This is a genomic window from Enterobacter hormaechei subsp. xiangfangensis, assembly GCF_001729785.1.
Classification (GTDB): domain Bacteria; phylum Pseudomonadota; class Gammaproteobacteria; order Enterobacterales; family Enterobacteriaceae; genus Enterobacter; species Enterobacter hormaechei_C.
The window spans coordinates 1543268-1557425 of sequence record NZ_CP017183.1 but is presented as its reverse complement, the minus strand read 5'-3'; the positions used below and the strand labels follow the sequence as shown (position 1 = coordinate 1557425).

The following is a 14158-nucleotide window of genomic DNA, read 5'->3' as shown; positions in this document are numbered from 1 at the left end:
GAGGAATTTCGGCATTATCTTGCCGGTTCAAAACTTGGTAGTGATACCCCAGAGGATTAGATGGCCAAAGAAGACAATATTGAAATGCAGGGTACCGTACTTGATACGTTGCCTAATACCATGTTTCGCGTAGAACTGGAAAACGGTCACGTGGTAACTGCGCACATCTCCGGTAAAATGCGCAAAAACTATATCCGCATTTTGACGGGCGACAAAGTGACTGTTGAACTGACCCCGTACGACCTGAGCAAAGGCCGCATTGTCTTCCGTAGTCGCTAATTGTTTTCGCCTGTAATGGCAGATGAATATTTAAAAGGTCGGGATATTCCCGGCCTTTTTTATTTATGGTCTTAGTGTGGCTGTGTCGGCAGATGTATAGTCATGCACGGGTTCATAGGTACGATTAAATCTTCAGCTATCGCGTGGGTAATGTCATGCAGCAGTCCCGTCAGGTGCGGCAGCATATCGCGGTCAACATGCGATACCAGCAGCACATGGTTTAACGCCCGGCAGTAGTCGCATTTCGTTTCGGTATCTTCCAGCAACCACTCTTTTTGTCGCGGTTGCTCCGCGTCGTCCTCAAATTCAACCACCTGAAAATCACGCATTGACTCTGTGAGGCCGGATTTCACCTCTTCCAGGTAGGCTCCGAGGCAACGGCAAACGGGCTGCGTTTGCGGAAGTGATTTGCAGTCGAGGAGGATTTCGGTGAGCAGTTTGCAGCGCTCGGCCAGGGTGGGGAGATCGGGGTTGAGGGAGAGTTCGCTATAGAGCTGGGAGATAGACTGGTTTTCCATATTCATAATTTCCATATTAAAAGCTGAAAACTACCACCAGAAACGCCAACTTCGGGTGGCAGACTGAACCGGTTTGGCGTACCGACCATATGGAAAATCGGCGCTTCAAAAGAAGCCCCGGTTCAGTCCACCATAATAGAAGATACGGATTATACCGCAGCTAAAAAAAGAGTGAACGAAACCAATGATGTTGCGTTAGCAACATCTTTCCATATGTGTGTAATCAGGACGCCAATCCCGACACCTGATTTTGCAGGTGCGCCGCCATTTTATTACTGTGAATTTATCCAGCAACTGACTTCGAAAGAATCTGGAAAGCGCCTCGCAAAATTCCTCTGCGGTCTGTTGCCCTCACCCCAACCCTCTCCCACGGGGAGAGGGAGAAAACACTAAAAACGACAACACTGTTGTCGTTTTGCTTTTACCCTGGCACGCATAAAAAAACCGGGCTTTTGCCCGGTTTTTAGACCTACGTAAGAAATCAGTGAGCCGCTTCCGGCTTGTGCTTCGCCGCACTCTGGAAATCGTACGTCAGTTCGTTCTTCGCCTGATCCAGCCCTACCGTGACCTGGCCGCCGTCCACTAGCGAGCCAAACAGCAGCTCGTTCGCCAGCGGCTTCTTCAGGTTGTCCTGAATCACGCGCGCCATCGGACGGGCGCCCATCGCACGGTCGTAGCCTTTCTCAGCCAGCCAGTTGCGGGCCTCCTGGCTCACTTCCAGCGACACGCCTTTCTGATCCAGCTGAACCTGCAACTCGACGATGAACTTGTCCACCACCTGATGGATCACCTCGGTAGACAGGTGATCGAACCAGATAATGTTGTCCAGACGGTTACGGAACTCCGGCGTGAAGATCTTCTTGATCTCTTCCATCGCATCGGTGCTGTTATCCTGGTGGATCAGGCCGATGGATTTACGCTCGGTTTCCCGCACGCCCGCGTTGGTGGTCATCACCAGCACCACGTTGCGGAAATCGGCCTTGCGCCCGTTGTTATCGGTCAGCGTCCCGTTGTCCATCACCTGCAACAGGATGTTGAACACGTCCGGGTGCGCTTTCTCGATTTCATCGAGCAGCAGTACCGCGTGCGGATGCTTGATAACTGCGTCCGTAAGCAGGCCGCCCTGGTCAAAGCCCACGTATCCCGGAGGCGCACCAATCAAACGGCTGACGGTATGACGCTCCATATACTCGGACATATCAAAGCGCAGCAGCTCAATGCCCAGCGCTTTGGAGAGCTGAACCGTTACCTCGGTTTTACCCACACCGGTCGGACCGGCGAACAGGAAGGAACCAACCGGCTTGTGGTCATGCCCCAGGCCAGCACGAGCCATCTTGATCGCTTCGGTTAAAGCCTCAATGGCTTTATCCTGACCAAAGACCAGCATTTTCAGGCGATTGCCGAGCGTGCGCAGCGTATCACGGTCGCTCTGAGAAACGCTCTTCTCAGGAATACGCGCGATGCGGGCCACCACGGACTCGATATCCGCCACGTTCACGGTTTTCTTACGCTTGCTGGCTGGCATCAGGCGCGCACGCGCACCCGCCTCATCAATCACGTCAATCGCCTTATCCGGCAGATGACGGTCGTTAATGTATTTCACCGCCAGCTCCACCGCCGCACGGACCGCTTTCGCGGTGTAACGCACGTCGTGGTGCGCTTCATACTTGGTTTTCAGGCCGTTGATGATCTGCACCGTTTCGTCAACCGACGGCTCGGTAACGTCGATTTTCTGGAAACGACGCGCCAGCGCACGATCCTTCTCAAAGATGTTGCTGAACTCCTGGTACGTCGTGGAGCCCATCACGCGGATCTTGCCGCTGGAGAGCAGCGGTTTGATCAGGTTAGCGGCATCCACCTGGCCACCGGAGGCCGCACCTGCGCCGATGATGGTGTGGATCTCATCGATAAACAGAATGCTATTGGTGTCCTGCTCCAGCTGTTTTAACAGCGCTTTGAAACGTTTTTCGAAATCACCGCGGTATTTGGTGCCCGCCAGCAGCGAGCCAATATCCAGCGAGTAGATGGTGCAGTCGGCAATCACTTCCGGCACGTCGCCCTGCACAATGCGCCAGGCAAGGCCCTCGGCAATCGCGGTTTTACCCACGCCAGATTCCCCCACCAGCAGCGGGTTGTTCTTGCGTCGACGGCACAGCACCTGGATGGCACGCTCCAGCTCTTTGTCGCGGCCAATCAGCGGGTCGATACCGCCAACGCGAGCAAGCTGGTTAAGGTTGGTGGTGAAGTTTTCCATACGATCCTCCCCGCCTGCTTGCTCTTCATTGCTGTTGATCTGTCCGCTGGGATCCGATGCCTGGTTAGGCTCGTCTTTTCGCGTTCCGTGAGAGATGAAGTTGACCACGTCGAGCCGGCTGACTTCGTGTTTGCGCAGCAGGTAGGCCGCCTGGGACTCCTGCTCGCTGAAGATGGCGACCAGGACATTGGCGCCAGTCACTTCGCTACGTCCGGAAGACTGGACGTGGAAAACCGCGCGCTGCAACACGCGCTGGAAGCTGAGCGTCGGCTGCGTGTCGCGCTCTTCTTCACTGGCTGGCAGCACCGGTGTGGTTTGTTCGATGAAGGCTTCGAGTTCCTGACGTAGCGCCACCAGATCCACGGAGCAGGCTTCCAGCGCTTCGCGGGCAGATGGGTTGCTAAGCAGTGCGAGCAGCAGGTGCTCGACGGTCATAAACTCATGTCGGTGCTCACGCGCTCTGGCGAAAGCCATGTTTAAACTGAGTTCCAGTTCTTGATTGAGCATAGGCACCTCCCCCAATTTTATGCCTTATCAGGCCTTTTCCAGCGTACACAGCAACGGATGCTCGTTCTCCCTTGCATAGTCGTTCACCATCGCTACTTTGGTTTCCGCAACTTCGGCAGTGAAGATGCCGCAGATCGCTTTGCCACGATAATGAACGGTAAGCATCAGTTGCGTTGCACGTTCAACATCATAAGAAAAGAACTTTTGTAGCACGTCAATAACAAATTCCATCGGCGTGTAATCATCGTTCATTAACATAACTTTATACATAGATGGCGGTTTTAGCGCGTCGCGCACTTTATCTTCCGCCAGCTGGTCAAAATCCAGCCAATCGTTGGTCTTACCCATTATGCATAACCACTTTGAATCTACCTCAGATGTTAGATAACAATCATCTATTACTGTCATCCGCGATGTCTGTCACAAACTGTTGCAATAGCGTTAACTGCCTCAAATTTTGGTTGATTATTGTCCCAACTCCAGCGCCAAACGCTTGACGGCTTCTTCCGTTTCTCTAAATTGTACAAGCGTGAGTTGGCGAGGTTTTGAACAGCCCCCACTCCACCACCGGTTCATTCCATCTTAATTTATAAGATTTACGAAGGATGTCGAAGCATGGAAATGGGTACTGTTAAGTGGTTCAACAACGCCAAGGGGTTTGGCTTCATTTGCCCCGAAGGCGGCGGCGAGGATATCTTCGCTCACTATTCCACCATTCAGATGGATGGTTACAGGACGCTCAAAGCCGGGCAGTCCGTCCGGTTCGATGTACACCAGGGGCCAAAAGGCAATCACGCCAGTCTTATCGTGCCCGTTGAAGCAGAAACGGTTGCATAGCTCTCTGATTCATTGTGTACACCCCGCAGGCAAAATGCCAGCCCGATCGGCTGGCATTTTTATTTTCGGGCTATTCCCGCGCCAGCGCATCCACCGGATCGAGCCGCGCCGCGTTTCGCGCCGGCAGCCAGCCGAAAAGAATACCGGTGAAGGTGGAACATAAAAACGCCGTCAGGATCGCCATCGGCGAGAAGCCAATTTCCCAGCCCGGTAAGAAGAGCTGGAGCGCGAAGGCGATCATCATCGAAAGCGCAATCCCCATCGCGCCTCCCACCAGACACACCAGCACCGCTTCAATCAAAAACTGCTGGAGCACGTCGCTGGCTCTGGCCCCGACCGCCATGCGGATGCCTATCTCCCGCGTACGTTCGGTCACCGACACCAGCATAATGTTCATCACCCCAATCCCGCCGACGACCAGCGAAATCACCGCCACCAGCGTCAGGAACAGCTGAAGAGTACGTGTGGTCTTTTCCGCCGTTTTCAAGAGGCCGTCCATGTTCCAGGTGAAGAAATCCTTTTTCCCGTGGCGCAGGGTTAACAGCCGCTCAAGCTGCTGTTCCGCCAGCGCGCTGTCGTAGCCCTCCTTCACTCGCACGGTAATGGAGTTAAGCCAGGACTGCCCCATAATGCGCCCGGAAATGGTGCTGTATGGCAGCCAGACGCGCAGGATCTTGCTGCTGCCAAACATGGACTGTTTCTCTTCCGCCACACCAATCACCGTGGCGGGCATGTTACCCACCAGGATCACTTCCCCCACTACACGGGTTTTATTGGGGAAAAGCTGTCTGCGCGAGTTCGCGTCCAGCACCACCACCTGCGCCCTGCCCGCCAGCTGCTCCGCGTTGAAGGTCGCCCCTTCGCTAAAGGTCATGCCGTAGACGTTGAAGTAATCTCCGCTGACGCCGTTAGCACTGGCCGCCACGTCGATGTTGCCGTAGCGCAGACGCAGGTTTTGCGACACGGCAGGCGTGGCGGAGTTCACCCACGGCTGCTTCTGAATAGCCGCCAGATCGTCGTATTTCAGCGCCTGCTGATACTGCGGCTCGTCGTCGCCAAAATCTTTGCCGGGGTAAACGTCGATGGTGTTAGTCCCGATGGCCCGAATATCCGCCAGCACCAGCTGTTTCGCCGCATCGCCCACCACCACAATCGACACCACCGAGGCAATACCGATAATGATGCCGAGCATGGTCAGCAGAGTGCGCATTTTGTTGGCCGCCATCGCCAGCCAGGCCATGTTCAGCGCCTCGCGGAAACCGCTGGAAAACTGGCCCCAGCCGGTGGACGCAGGCAAAGCTTCTTTCGCCGCCGCCGCTCTGGACTGACGCGGCGGCGGGTTGCTGACCAGCTCGCCGTCGTGGATCTCGATGATGCGTTCCGCCTGCGCCGCGACCTGTGGATCGTGGGTGACGATAATCACCGTATGCCCCTGATCGCGAAGCTGATGCAGGATCGCCATCACCTCTTCACCGGAATGGCTGTCGAGCGCACCGGTTGGCTCATCGGCGAGGATCACCTGTCCGCCGTTCATCAGCGCGCGGGCAATACTCACGCGCTGCTGCTGACCGCCGGAAAGCTGCGAAGGCTGATAATCAACACGCTCCGCCAGCCCAAGACGCGTTAACAGCGCCTTCGCGCGTTCAAGGCGTTTTTTGCGCTCGACGCCCGCATACACCGCCGGCACTTCCACATTCTGCGCCGCGCTCAGGTGTGAAAGCAGATGGTAACGCTGAAAGATAAAGCCAAAATGCTCGCGACGCAGCTTCGCCAGCGCGTCGCCGTCCAGGGTGGAAACATCCGTCCCGGCCACGCGATAGGTGCCGCTGGTGGGCTTATCCAGACAGCCAAGAATGTTCATCAGCGTTGATTTACCCGAGCCCGACGCCCCGACAATCGCCACCATTTCACCGGCTTCAACGCGCAGGGAGATGCCCTTCAGCACCTCCACCGGCCCGTCGCCGGACGGATAGCTGCGACGAATGTCATTCAGCTCAAGCAGCGCCGTCATTGCGCGGCTCCGGGCAGGGTTTCGCTGGTGACCACTTCTTCACCCTCTTCCAGCCCTTTTACCACCACCACGTCGGTGTCGTTACGCGCGCCAATCACTACTTCCCGCTCGCGGGTTTCGCCGTTGCGCAGCACTTTCACCTTGTAGCGATTGTCCCCGGCGGATTCGCCCAGCGCGGAGAGCGGAACCGTCAGCACGTTTTTCACGCCGGTCAGCTGGATATGCACCTGGGCGGTCATGTCCAGACGCAGCACGCCCTGCGGGTTTGGCACCTCGAAACGCGCGTAGTAGAAGATGGCGTCGTTGACCTTTTCCGGCGTCGGCAGGATATCTTTCAGCACGCCCTCATAGCGGGTTTGTGGATCGCCCAGCACCGTAAACCAGGCTTTCTGCCCCGGCTTAAGGTGAATGACGTCCGCTTCGGATACCTGGGCTTTCACCAGCATGGTGCTCATATCCGCCAGGGTCAGGATGTTTGGCGCCTGCTGCGCGGCGATGACCGTCTGGCCTTGCAGGGTGGTTATCTGCGTCACTTCCCCGGCCATTGGCGCAACGATTTGCGTGTAATCGAGGTTGGTTTTCGCCGTATCCAGCGAGGCCTGATTCCGTTTGATTTGCGCATCGATGGTGCCAATCTGCGCCTGCTTCACCGCCAGCTCCGTGGCGGCTGTGTCCAGATCCTGTTTCGAGATGGCCTGCGTTTTCGCCAGCGCCTGCTGGCGCGTCAGGGTGACCTGAGCGAGATTACGCTCCGCCTGAGCCTGCGCGCGCTGCGCGCGCAGCTCCATCAGCGTCGCTTCCACTTCGCGGATCTGGTTTTGCGCCTGCTCAGGATCGATCACGCCCAGCAGCTGGCCTTTTTTAACCTTATCGCCAATCTCAACTGACAGGGTTTTAAGCTGACCGCTGACCTGCGCGCCCACGTCAACCTTACGCAGGGCATCCAGTTTCCCCGTCGCCAGCACGTTTTGTTGCAGCTCGCCCGGACGAACAATCAGCGTTTGATACTGTGGTACCGGCGCGTTCAGTACCTTCCATAACCAGAATCCGCCCGCTAACACCACTACCGCCAGCAGCAGAAACAGCTTTCTGCGTTTTCCCTTCAGGTTCATAAATATTCCAAATAGTTGTTCTGGCTATCATCACCGTTGATTTTATCTAAACCACTCCTCAACGAAACCCCCGATCCCCGTAATCGTCGGGAATTGTTTACCCGATGTTGATAAAGCGCCTGCTGAAATAGCGATATTCCACCAGAAGCAGGATCTAACATGTCTTCCATCGTCGATACACCTTATTCAACGCTGCCCCAGCCTAAATCGGGCTGGCAACTGTTTAAAAGCCTGACATCGGGTTCCCTCACGCCGGGGCTGGCGTGGCAAAATCCGGCCTATCGACGTAAGTTTATGTTGCGCTCGCTGGCAACGCCGTTCACCACTGCGCGCCTGCTCGGAAACCTTGCAAAACAGCCCCGTCTGATGCAGATCCTGCGCGTGCAGCCCGGCCTGCCGTGCCGCCTGCACCGGCCGTGGCTGACCGTAAATATGGGTCGTCAGAATACGCTGGACGCATTGAACGATCACTATCAGATGATGAGCCGCCATCTTCCGGCGTCGCTGCTCAACGGCTACCTCTCCAGCCAGGGCATCACGCTGGTGACGTTAACGGGCAAAGAGGAACAGCAGTTTAGCGTTCGCCTGAGCGCGGATGCGTTTCTGGACAAAGAAGGGGAAGCGACCCTCACTTTTTGCGACCACCAGAACACGGTGCTGGCCGAGCTGACCTTTACGCTGTGCAAATACCAGGGCAAGTCAACGCTCTTCATCGGCGGAATGCAGGGGGCGAAAGCGCATGTCCCGCACGAGCACATTCAGCTGGCGACCAAAGCCTGTCACGGACTGTTCCCAAAACGTCTGCTGGTTGAAGCGGTCATGACGCTGGCAGGCGCCTTCCCGGTCGAGCAGATCCTCGCGGTGAGTAACGCCACCCACATCTACCGCAGCTGGCGCTATCGCAAGAAAAAAGAGGGAAAATTGCTGGCTGACTATGACAGCTTCTGGCGCTCCCTTGGCGGACAGCAGCAGGATAACGGCAACTTTGCCCTGCCACTGACCATGCCACGCAAACCGATGGAAGAGATTGCGAGTAAAAAACGGTCCGAATACCGCCGCCGCTATACCCTGCTTGATAGCCTGATCCAACAGGTTTCGCAGGCGACTGACCGCTAATCGGCCCTCCCGCGAGCCAGCCAGAGGACGCGGGAGAACATTTTACGCAGCAGCGTGGGCACCGACTCCACGCCTCGCCTGCCGGCTTCCGTCGCGACTTCAATGGCCAAATCCGGTTTTGACGACCGATGGATAGCTTTGGCAATCACCCGACGCATGTTCATGGGTACATCCACCGGGATCATCGCCACGCGGTGAAAGACGTCGTCAAATCCCTGACGGTACATAAAGTGCTCCATGTCCATCGCAGGCAGCGCGGTCAGATGTTCCCGCTCCTCTTCACGATCGTTATTGAGCAGGCTGCGCACGGTCGCCGCATATTTTTTACCCGCCTCATCGCCATCCACCAGCACGTGCCACTCTATCCCCATCCGGCGCGCAAATTTGATCAGCGGTTTTAAGCCAGACTGAGCAAATTCGATCACTTTGATCCCTTCGGCATCAAAGTGGTGCCCGCACTGGCGAGCCAGCTCGTTTATCACCCAGGTTTCCGTTTCCCCTTCCACCAGCAACCAGCAGCGAGCAAACAGGGAAGAGGCACGGTTAAAACGGATATGAAACGCAATCCGTCGGCCATCTTCGGCATTTAACCCGCCGGGCCCGAGCCGGTAGGCGGTGACCCGCGACGATTCACGCACTAGGCGGCAGACATACTCTACCGGCGTCAGAGAGAGCAGCTCTCCGGAATTCGTGGTGGTGACTCGCTGCAACGGCAGCAGATTAAGAAGATGCCACGCCACGGAAAGCATAATCGGGTGGAGCCGCGTTTCCGGATCTTCCACCAGCAGCAGCGGGCGCGCGTCCCGATCCAGGCGCACCGTCCCTTTCGCCTGTAAAAGCGTGGAGAATAAACCCAGCAGGATCACCCGATGCGTACGCCCGCCGGGGCGGTCGATCATGCGGTTGATAATATCGAGATAGCGCCAGCTTCGTTGTTCATCGTGCGAGCGGCGACGCATCAGACGGTGGCGCGCCTGCCCCGTTCCCTGCTCGGAGAAGTAGTGCTCCAGCAGTTGTACCATGGCAGACAGTCCCTGACGGATCTGGCCGTCGGTGAGGTTCTGCGGCCGTGAGACCAGTTCACGGGCGAGGAAATCCAGTTCGCGGGCGGTTACTTCCACCTCGGGCATATTCGGCACGGTGCCGTTACGGATCCGCCGCATAAAACGCGCGTCGCGTAAGCGCAATACGGGGGAGAGGCGGATAAGATGTCGGGCAAGCTCGTCAATATTATCGAGCGGGATCGGATTCCCCTTCTCATCAAGAAATTCACGCAGGGTTAATACCCCGTCGTTTTGCGCCATTTCGCCCTCAAGGCGATAGAAAATACGCTGGAACCCATCTTCACAGGGAACCCAGCAGGCCGACATAGGGCGAAAACGACGCACGCGATGGCGGCCGGGCTCGGATTCGCGGAAGGTCAGAATGATATGCAGGTGTTTCTCGCGCCCGTTGACATCCCCCGGCGGAAACCAGAAGTCATCATGAACGAAGTGGTACAAGTTCTCTTCGGGCGAAAGCAGCAGCGTCAGGGCATCCAGCAGGCTGGATTTACCCCAGGCGTTTTCGCCTATCAGGACGTTGTTCTGTTCCAGTTGCAGCGACAGGCGGTTAATCCCGCGAAACCCGACAATCTCCACACGTTCGAGTAGCATACATCCCCCGCAATTCGGCCACTTTTTCCTTCAAGTTATCAGCAGTATAGCGGCAGGCTGTGGGTCACGACAGCAGAATATACGCCCCCTTAATTATTGGGCTATGCTCTAATTACCTCCGTTCTGAACAAGGATTAACATCACATTGCCTTAAATCAAATTTAGTGAATTTATTTGAGTGGCGAAGGGATGTTGATGGTTTCAAAATACTGGCTCTTTGAGTCGTCATCCCTTTATGGCGATATAACCCGCGCGCAGGAATGGGCGCGGACGTTTATTATTGAGGTGGTTATGTTCAGAAAATTAGCGGCAGAATGCTTTGGCACATTCTGGCTGGTGTTTGGTGGCTGCGGTAGCGCAGTACTGGCAGCCGCATTTCCGGAATTAGGTATTGGATTTGTCGGCGTCGCGCTGGCATTCGGTTTAACCGTATTAACCATGGCATTCGCCGTGGGGCATATTTCCGGCGGTCATTTCAACCCGGCCGTCACATTAGGTTTATGGGCGGGCGGACGTTTCCCGGCGAAAGATATTATTGGCTATATTATTGCCCAGGTTATTGGCGGTATTATTGCCGCGGCGGTGCTGTACGTAATTGCCAGCGGAAAAGCCGGGTTTGACGCCGCGGCCAGCGGATTTGCGTCGAACGGCTTCGGCGAACACTCGCCAGGCGGCTACTCAATGCTGTCTGCTATCGTGATTGAAATTGTGCTCACCGCAGGTTTCCTGTTGGTGATCCACGGCGCAACGGACAAATACGCGCCTGCGGGCTTTGCCCCCATCGCTATTGGTCTGGCGCTGACGCTGATCCACCTCATCTCCATCCCGGTGACCAACACCTCCGTTAACCCGGCGCGCAGCACCGCGGTGGCTATTTTCCAGGGCGGCTGGGCGCTTGAACAGCTGTGGCTATTCTGGGTGATGCCAATTATCGGCGGTATTCTGGGCGGCGTGCTGTATCGCACCCTGCTGGAAAAACGCGATTAATGGTTTTCCCCCCTCTCCCTGTGGGAGAGGGCCGGGGTGAGGGCATCAGGCCGCACCACCCCAAATAGACAAGCCGGGTAAGGCGTAGCCGCCACCCGGCTTTTTTTGTAGCTTTACCTCACAGCCTTTATTGGGTAGTGTCTCTGGCGCTTAACTGATACTCAAAAGGACCGGCTGTTCATGTTCTCAGGACTCCTCATCATTCTTCTGCCCCTGATTGCGGGCTACCTTATTCCGCTGCGTCATGAATCGGCCTTAAAGCTTATTAATCGTTTTCTCAGCTGGATTGTTTACGTCATTCTGTTCTTTATGGGGATCAGCCTGGCCTTCCTGGATAATCTGGCGACGAACTTGCTTTCCATCCTGCATTATTCTGCGGTTACGGTAGTGGTTATTCTGCTGTGCAATATTGCCGCGCTGTTCTGGTTGGAACGCACTATTCCCTGGAAAAATCACCATCATCAGGAAAAGCTTCCCTCCCGTATTGCGATGGCGCTGGAATCATTAAAGCTGTGCGGCGTGGTGGTACTCGGTTTTTTACTGGGTCTGACCGGCTGGGCATTTTTACAGCACGCAACGGAAGCCAGCGAATATACGCTTATTTTCCTGCTCTTCCTGATTGGTATTCAGCTGCGAAATAATGGCATGACGCTGAAACAGATTGTCCTTAACCGCCGGGGCATGATGGTTGCCGTTATCGTTGTGGCCAGCTCACTGGCGGGGGGAGTGATTAACGCCTTTATTCTCGATCTGCCGCTGAAAACCAGCCTGGCGATGGCGTCCGGTTTCGGCTGGTATTCGCTCTCAGGTATTCTGCTGACCGAATCGTTTGGTCCGGTGATCGGCAGCGCCGCCTTCTTTAACGATCTGGCGCGCGAGCTGATAGCCATCATGCTGATCCCCGGCCTGGTACGCCGCAGCCGCTCTACTGCGCTGGGCCTGTGCGGGGCCACCTCAATGGACTTTACCCTGCCGGTGTTACAGCGCTCGGGAGGGCTGGAGATGGTTCCTGCCGCCATTGTACACGGCTTTATTCTGAGCCTGCTGGTACCCATTCTGATGGCGTTCTTCTCAGCCTGATACTGCTTTGGCGGTAGTGAACCTGCCGCCAAAATTGCGCTAAATCAATAACCCTCCACTTAGTATAAGAAAGCACTTTTCTCTGCTGTAGCACAGGCATAACCTTAAACATGTATCTCAAATATAACTTTAACAGGTGTGATTATGTTTTGTGTGCAATGTGAACAAACCATCCGTACCCCAGCAGGCAACGGCTGCTCTTACGCGCAGGGTATGTGCGGCAAAACCGCAGAAACGTCCGATCTCCAGGATCTGCTGATTGCGGCGCTGCAAGGCTTGTCCGCCTGGGCCTTCAAAGCCCGTGAATATGGCATTGTCGATCACTATGTCGACAGCTTTGCGCCGCGCGCATTTTTCTCCACGCTGACCAACGTTAACTTCGATTCTCCACGCATTGTGGGCTATGCCCGCGAAGCGATTGCCCTGCGTGAAGCCCTGAAAGCGCAGTGCCTGAATGCCGACGCCAGCGCCCGCGTGGACAACCCGATGGCGGAGCTACAGCTGGTGAGCGACGACCTGGGCGAGCTACAGCGTCAGGCCGCAGAATTCACCCCAAATAAGGACAAAGCGGCAATTGGCGAGAACATCCTCGGCCTGCGCCTGCTGTGCCTGTACGGTCTGAAAGGTGCTGCGGCCTATATGGAGCACGCGCACGTACTCGGCCAGTACGATAACGCTATTTACGCCCAGTACCACAAAATCATGGCATGGCTGGGCACCTGGCCTTCCGACATGAACGCCCTGCTGGAATGCTCGATGGAAATCGGCCAGATGAACTTCAAAGTGATGAGTATTCTGGATGCCGGTGAAACCAGCACCTACGGCCACCCAACGCCAACGCAGGTCAACGTCAAAGCGACCGAAGGCAAATGCATCCTGATCTCCGGTCATGACCTGAAAGATCTCTACAACCTGCTGAAGCAGACCGAAGGCACTGGCGTTAACGTCTATACCCACGGCGAAATGCTGCCCGCGCACGGCTACCCGGAGCTGCGTAAATTTAAGCATCTGATCGGTAACTACGGCAGCGGCTGGCAGAACCAGCAGGTGGAGTTCGCCCGCTTCCCTGGCCCAATTGTTATGACCTCTAACTGCATCATCGACCCGACCGTCGGCGCGTATGACGACCGTATCTGGACCCGCAGCATCGTCGGCTGGCCGGGCGTGAGCCACCTTGAAGGCGACGATTTCGGTCCGGTTATCGCTCAGGCGCAGCAGATGGCAGGCTTCCCGTACAGCGAAATCCCGCACCTCATCACCGTCGGTTTTGGCCGTGAAACCCTGCTGGGTGCGGCGGATTCCCTGATTGACCTCGTCAGTCGTGAAAAACTGCGTCACATCTTCCTTATCGGCGGCTGTGACGGCGCGCGCGGGGAACGTAACTACTTCACCGATTTCGCCACCCGCGTACCGGAAGACTGCCTGATCCTGACCCTGGCCTGCGGTAAGTACCGTTTCAACAAGCTGGACTTCGGCAACATCGAAGGTCTGCCGCGCCTGGTGGATGCGGGTCAGTGTAACGATGCGTATTCAGCCATCATTCTGGCGGTCACGCTGGCAGAGAAACTGGGCTGCGGCGTGAACGACCTGCCGCTGTCGCTGGTGCTCTCCTGGTTCGAGCAGAAAGCGATCGTTATTCTGTTGACCCTGCTCTCTCTCGGCGTGACCAACATCGTCACCGGGCCGACTGCGCCAGGCTTCCTGACGCCGGACCTGCTGGCCATCCTGAACGAGAAATTTGGTCTGCGTTCCGTGACCAACGTTGAAGATGATATGAAGCAACTGCTGAGCGCGTAAGGAGT

Annotated in this window: 12 protein-coding genes; 6 read left to right on the top strand and 6 right to left on the bottom strand. The window is 56.1% G+C overall.

The window, feature by feature from the left end; translation table 11 throughout:
• The first annotated feature begins 60 nt into the window (after positions 1-60).
• Entirely contained in the window at positions 61-279 is a 219-nt protein-coding gene (gene infA / locus BFV63_RS07340; RefSeq protein WP_002211347.1) for a translation initiation factor IF-1, read from the top strand.
• Positions 280-350: 71 nt separating this feature from the next.
• On the opposite strand, the gene BFV63_RS07335 is transcribed toward infA, so the two are convergent.
• The 3 genes from BFV63_RS07335 to clpS form a co-directional block, all read right to left on the bottom strand.
• The gene (locus tag BFV63_RS07335) at positions 351-812 is read right to left on the bottom strand and encodes a hypothetical protein (protein ID WP_080336076.1); all 462 of its coding nucleotides are present in this window, start codon (positions 810-812) and stop codon (positions 351-353) included.
• A gap of 466 nt (positions 813-1278) precedes the next feature.
• Positions 1279-3558: an ATP-dependent Clp protease ATP-binding subunit ClpA gene (clpA, locus tag BFV63_RS07330; RefSeq protein WP_006809407.1), complete on the bottom strand. Its 2280-nt coding sequence runs from the start codon at positions 3556-3558 to the stop codon at positions 1279-1281.
• A gap of 27 nt (positions 3559-3585) precedes the next feature.
• Positions 3586-3906, bottom strand: a complete 321-nt coding sequence (clpS, locus tag BFV63_RS07325; protein WP_006174393.1) for an ATP-dependent Clp protease adapter ClpS — start codon at positions 3904-3906, stop codon at positions 3586-3588.
• A 267-nt stretch (positions 3907-4173) separates the two neighbouring features.
• Between clpS and cspD the strand changes: the two genes are divergently transcribed.
• The gene (cspD, locus tag BFV63_RS07320; protein WP_006809408.1) at positions 4174-4395 is read left to right on the top strand and encodes a cold shock-like protein CspD; all 222 of its coding nucleotides are present in this window, start codon (positions 4174-4176) and stop codon (positions 4393-4395) included.
• 70 nt (positions 4396-4465) lie between these two features.
• Here cspD and macB read toward each other — a convergent pair whose 3' ends face one another.
• Both macB and macA read right to left on the bottom strand, forming a co-directional pair.
• Positions 4466-6406 carry a macrolide ABC transporter ATP-binding protein/permease MacB gene (gene macB, locus BFV63_RS07315; protein ID WP_023324397.1) on the bottom strand — a complete coding sequence of 647 codons (1941 nt, stop codon included), beginning with the start codon at positions 6404-6406 and terminating at the stop codon, positions 4466-4468.
• Complete coding sequence (macA, locus tag BFV63_RS07310; protein ID WP_017384842.1) at positions 6403-7518, bottom strand: macrolide transporter subunit MacA; 1116 nt, start codon at positions 7516-7518, stop codon at positions 6403-6405. The genes macB and macA overlap by 4 nt, the downstream gene beginning before the upstream one ends.
• A 159-nt stretch (positions 7519-7677) precedes the next feature.
• On the opposite strand from macA, the gene BFV63_RS07305 reads away from it, so the two are divergent.
• A complete protein-coding gene (locus BFV63_RS07305) occupies positions 7678-8634 on the top strand; it encodes a VirK/YbjX family protein (protein ID WP_032608951.1) in 957 nt (318 codons plus the stop codon).
• Here BFV63_RS07305 and BFV63_RS07300 read toward each other — a convergent pair.
• Positions 8631-10289, bottom strand: a complete 1659-nt coding sequence (locus BFV63_RS07300) for an ATP-dependent endonuclease (RefSeq protein ID WP_023324396.1) — start codon at positions 10287-10289, stop codon at positions 8631-8633. The two genes, BFV63_RS07305 and BFV63_RS07300, sit on opposite strands and share 4 nt — an antisense overlap.
• A 291-nt stretch (positions 10290-10580) precedes the next feature.
• On the opposite strand from BFV63_RS07300, the gene aqpZ reads away from it, so the two are divergent.
• The 3 genes from aqpZ (at position 10581) to hcp (ending at position 14153) form a co-directional block, all read left to right on the top strand.
• Positions 10581-11276 (top strand): aquaporin Z, encoded by a 696-nt coding sequence (gene aqpZ / locus BFV63_RS07295; RefSeq protein WP_026080729.1) that lies wholly within the window; start codon positions 10581-10583, stop codon positions 11274-11276.
• A 180-nt stretch (positions 11277-11456) separates the two neighbouring features.
• Positions 11457-12356, top strand: coding sequence for a LysO family transporter (locus BFV63_RS07290; protein WP_022650712.1), 900 nt, complete (start codon positions 11457-11459; stop codon positions 12354-12356).
• Between the two features lie 144 nt (positions 12357-12500).
• The gene (hcp, locus tag BFV63_RS07285) at positions 12501-14153 is read left to right on the top strand and encodes a hydroxylamine reductase (RefSeq protein WP_017384847.1); all 1653 of its coding nucleotides are present in this window, start codon (positions 12501-12503) and stop codon (positions 14151-14153) included.
• The last annotated feature ends 5 nt before the right edge of the window (positions 14154-14158 follow it).

What these genes read in the sequence shown, in the direction of transcription:
- infA (WP_002211347.1), top strand. Translation starts at nt 61, where the DNA reads ATGGCCAAAGAAGACAATATTGAAATGCAGGGTACCGTACTTGATACG.
- BFV63_RS07335 (WP_080336076.1), bottom strand. Translation starts at nt 812, where the DNA reads ATGGAAATTATGAATATGGAAAACCAGTCTATCTCCCAGCTCTATAGC.
- clpA (WP_006809407.1), bottom strand. Translation starts at nt 3,558, where the DNA reads ATGCTCAATCAAGAACTGGAACTCAGTTTAAACATGGCTTTCGCCAGA.
- clpS (WP_006174393.1), bottom strand. Translation starts at nt 3,906, where the DNA reads ATGGGTAAGACCAACGATTGGCTGGATTTTGACCAGCTGGCGGAAGAT.
- cspD (WP_006809408.1), top strand. Translation starts at nt 4,174, where the DNA reads ATGGAAATGGGTACTGTTAAGTGGTTCAACAACGCCAAGGGGTTTGGC.
- macB (WP_023324397.1), bottom strand. Translation starts at nt 6,406, where the DNA reads ATGACGGCGCTGCTTGAGCTGAATGACATTCGTCGCAGCTATCCGTCC.
- macA (WP_017384842.1), bottom strand. Translation starts at nt 7,518, where the DNA reads ATGAACCTGAAGGGAAAACGCAGAAAGCTGTTTCTGCTGCTGGCGGTA.
- BFV63_RS07305 (WP_032608951.1), top strand. Translation starts at nt 7,678, where the DNA reads ATGTCTTCCATCGTCGATACACCTTATTCAACGCTGCCCCAGCCTAAA.
- BFV63_RS07300 (WP_023324396.1), bottom strand. Translation starts at nt 10,289, where the DNA reads ATGCTACTCGAACGTGTGGAGATTGTCGGGTTTCGCGGGATTAACCGC.
- aqpZ (WP_026080729.1), top strand. Translation starts at nt 10,581, where the DNA reads ATGTTCAGAAAATTAGCGGCAGAATGCTTTGGCACATTCTGGCTGGTG.
- BFV63_RS07290 (WP_022650712.1), top strand. Translation starts at nt 11,457, where the DNA reads ATGTTCTCAGGACTCCTCATCATTCTTCTGCCCCTGATTGCGGGCTAC.
- hcp (WP_017384847.1), top strand. Translation starts at nt 12,501, where the DNA reads ATGTTTTGTGTGCAATGTGAACAAACCATCCGTACCCCAGCAGGCAAC.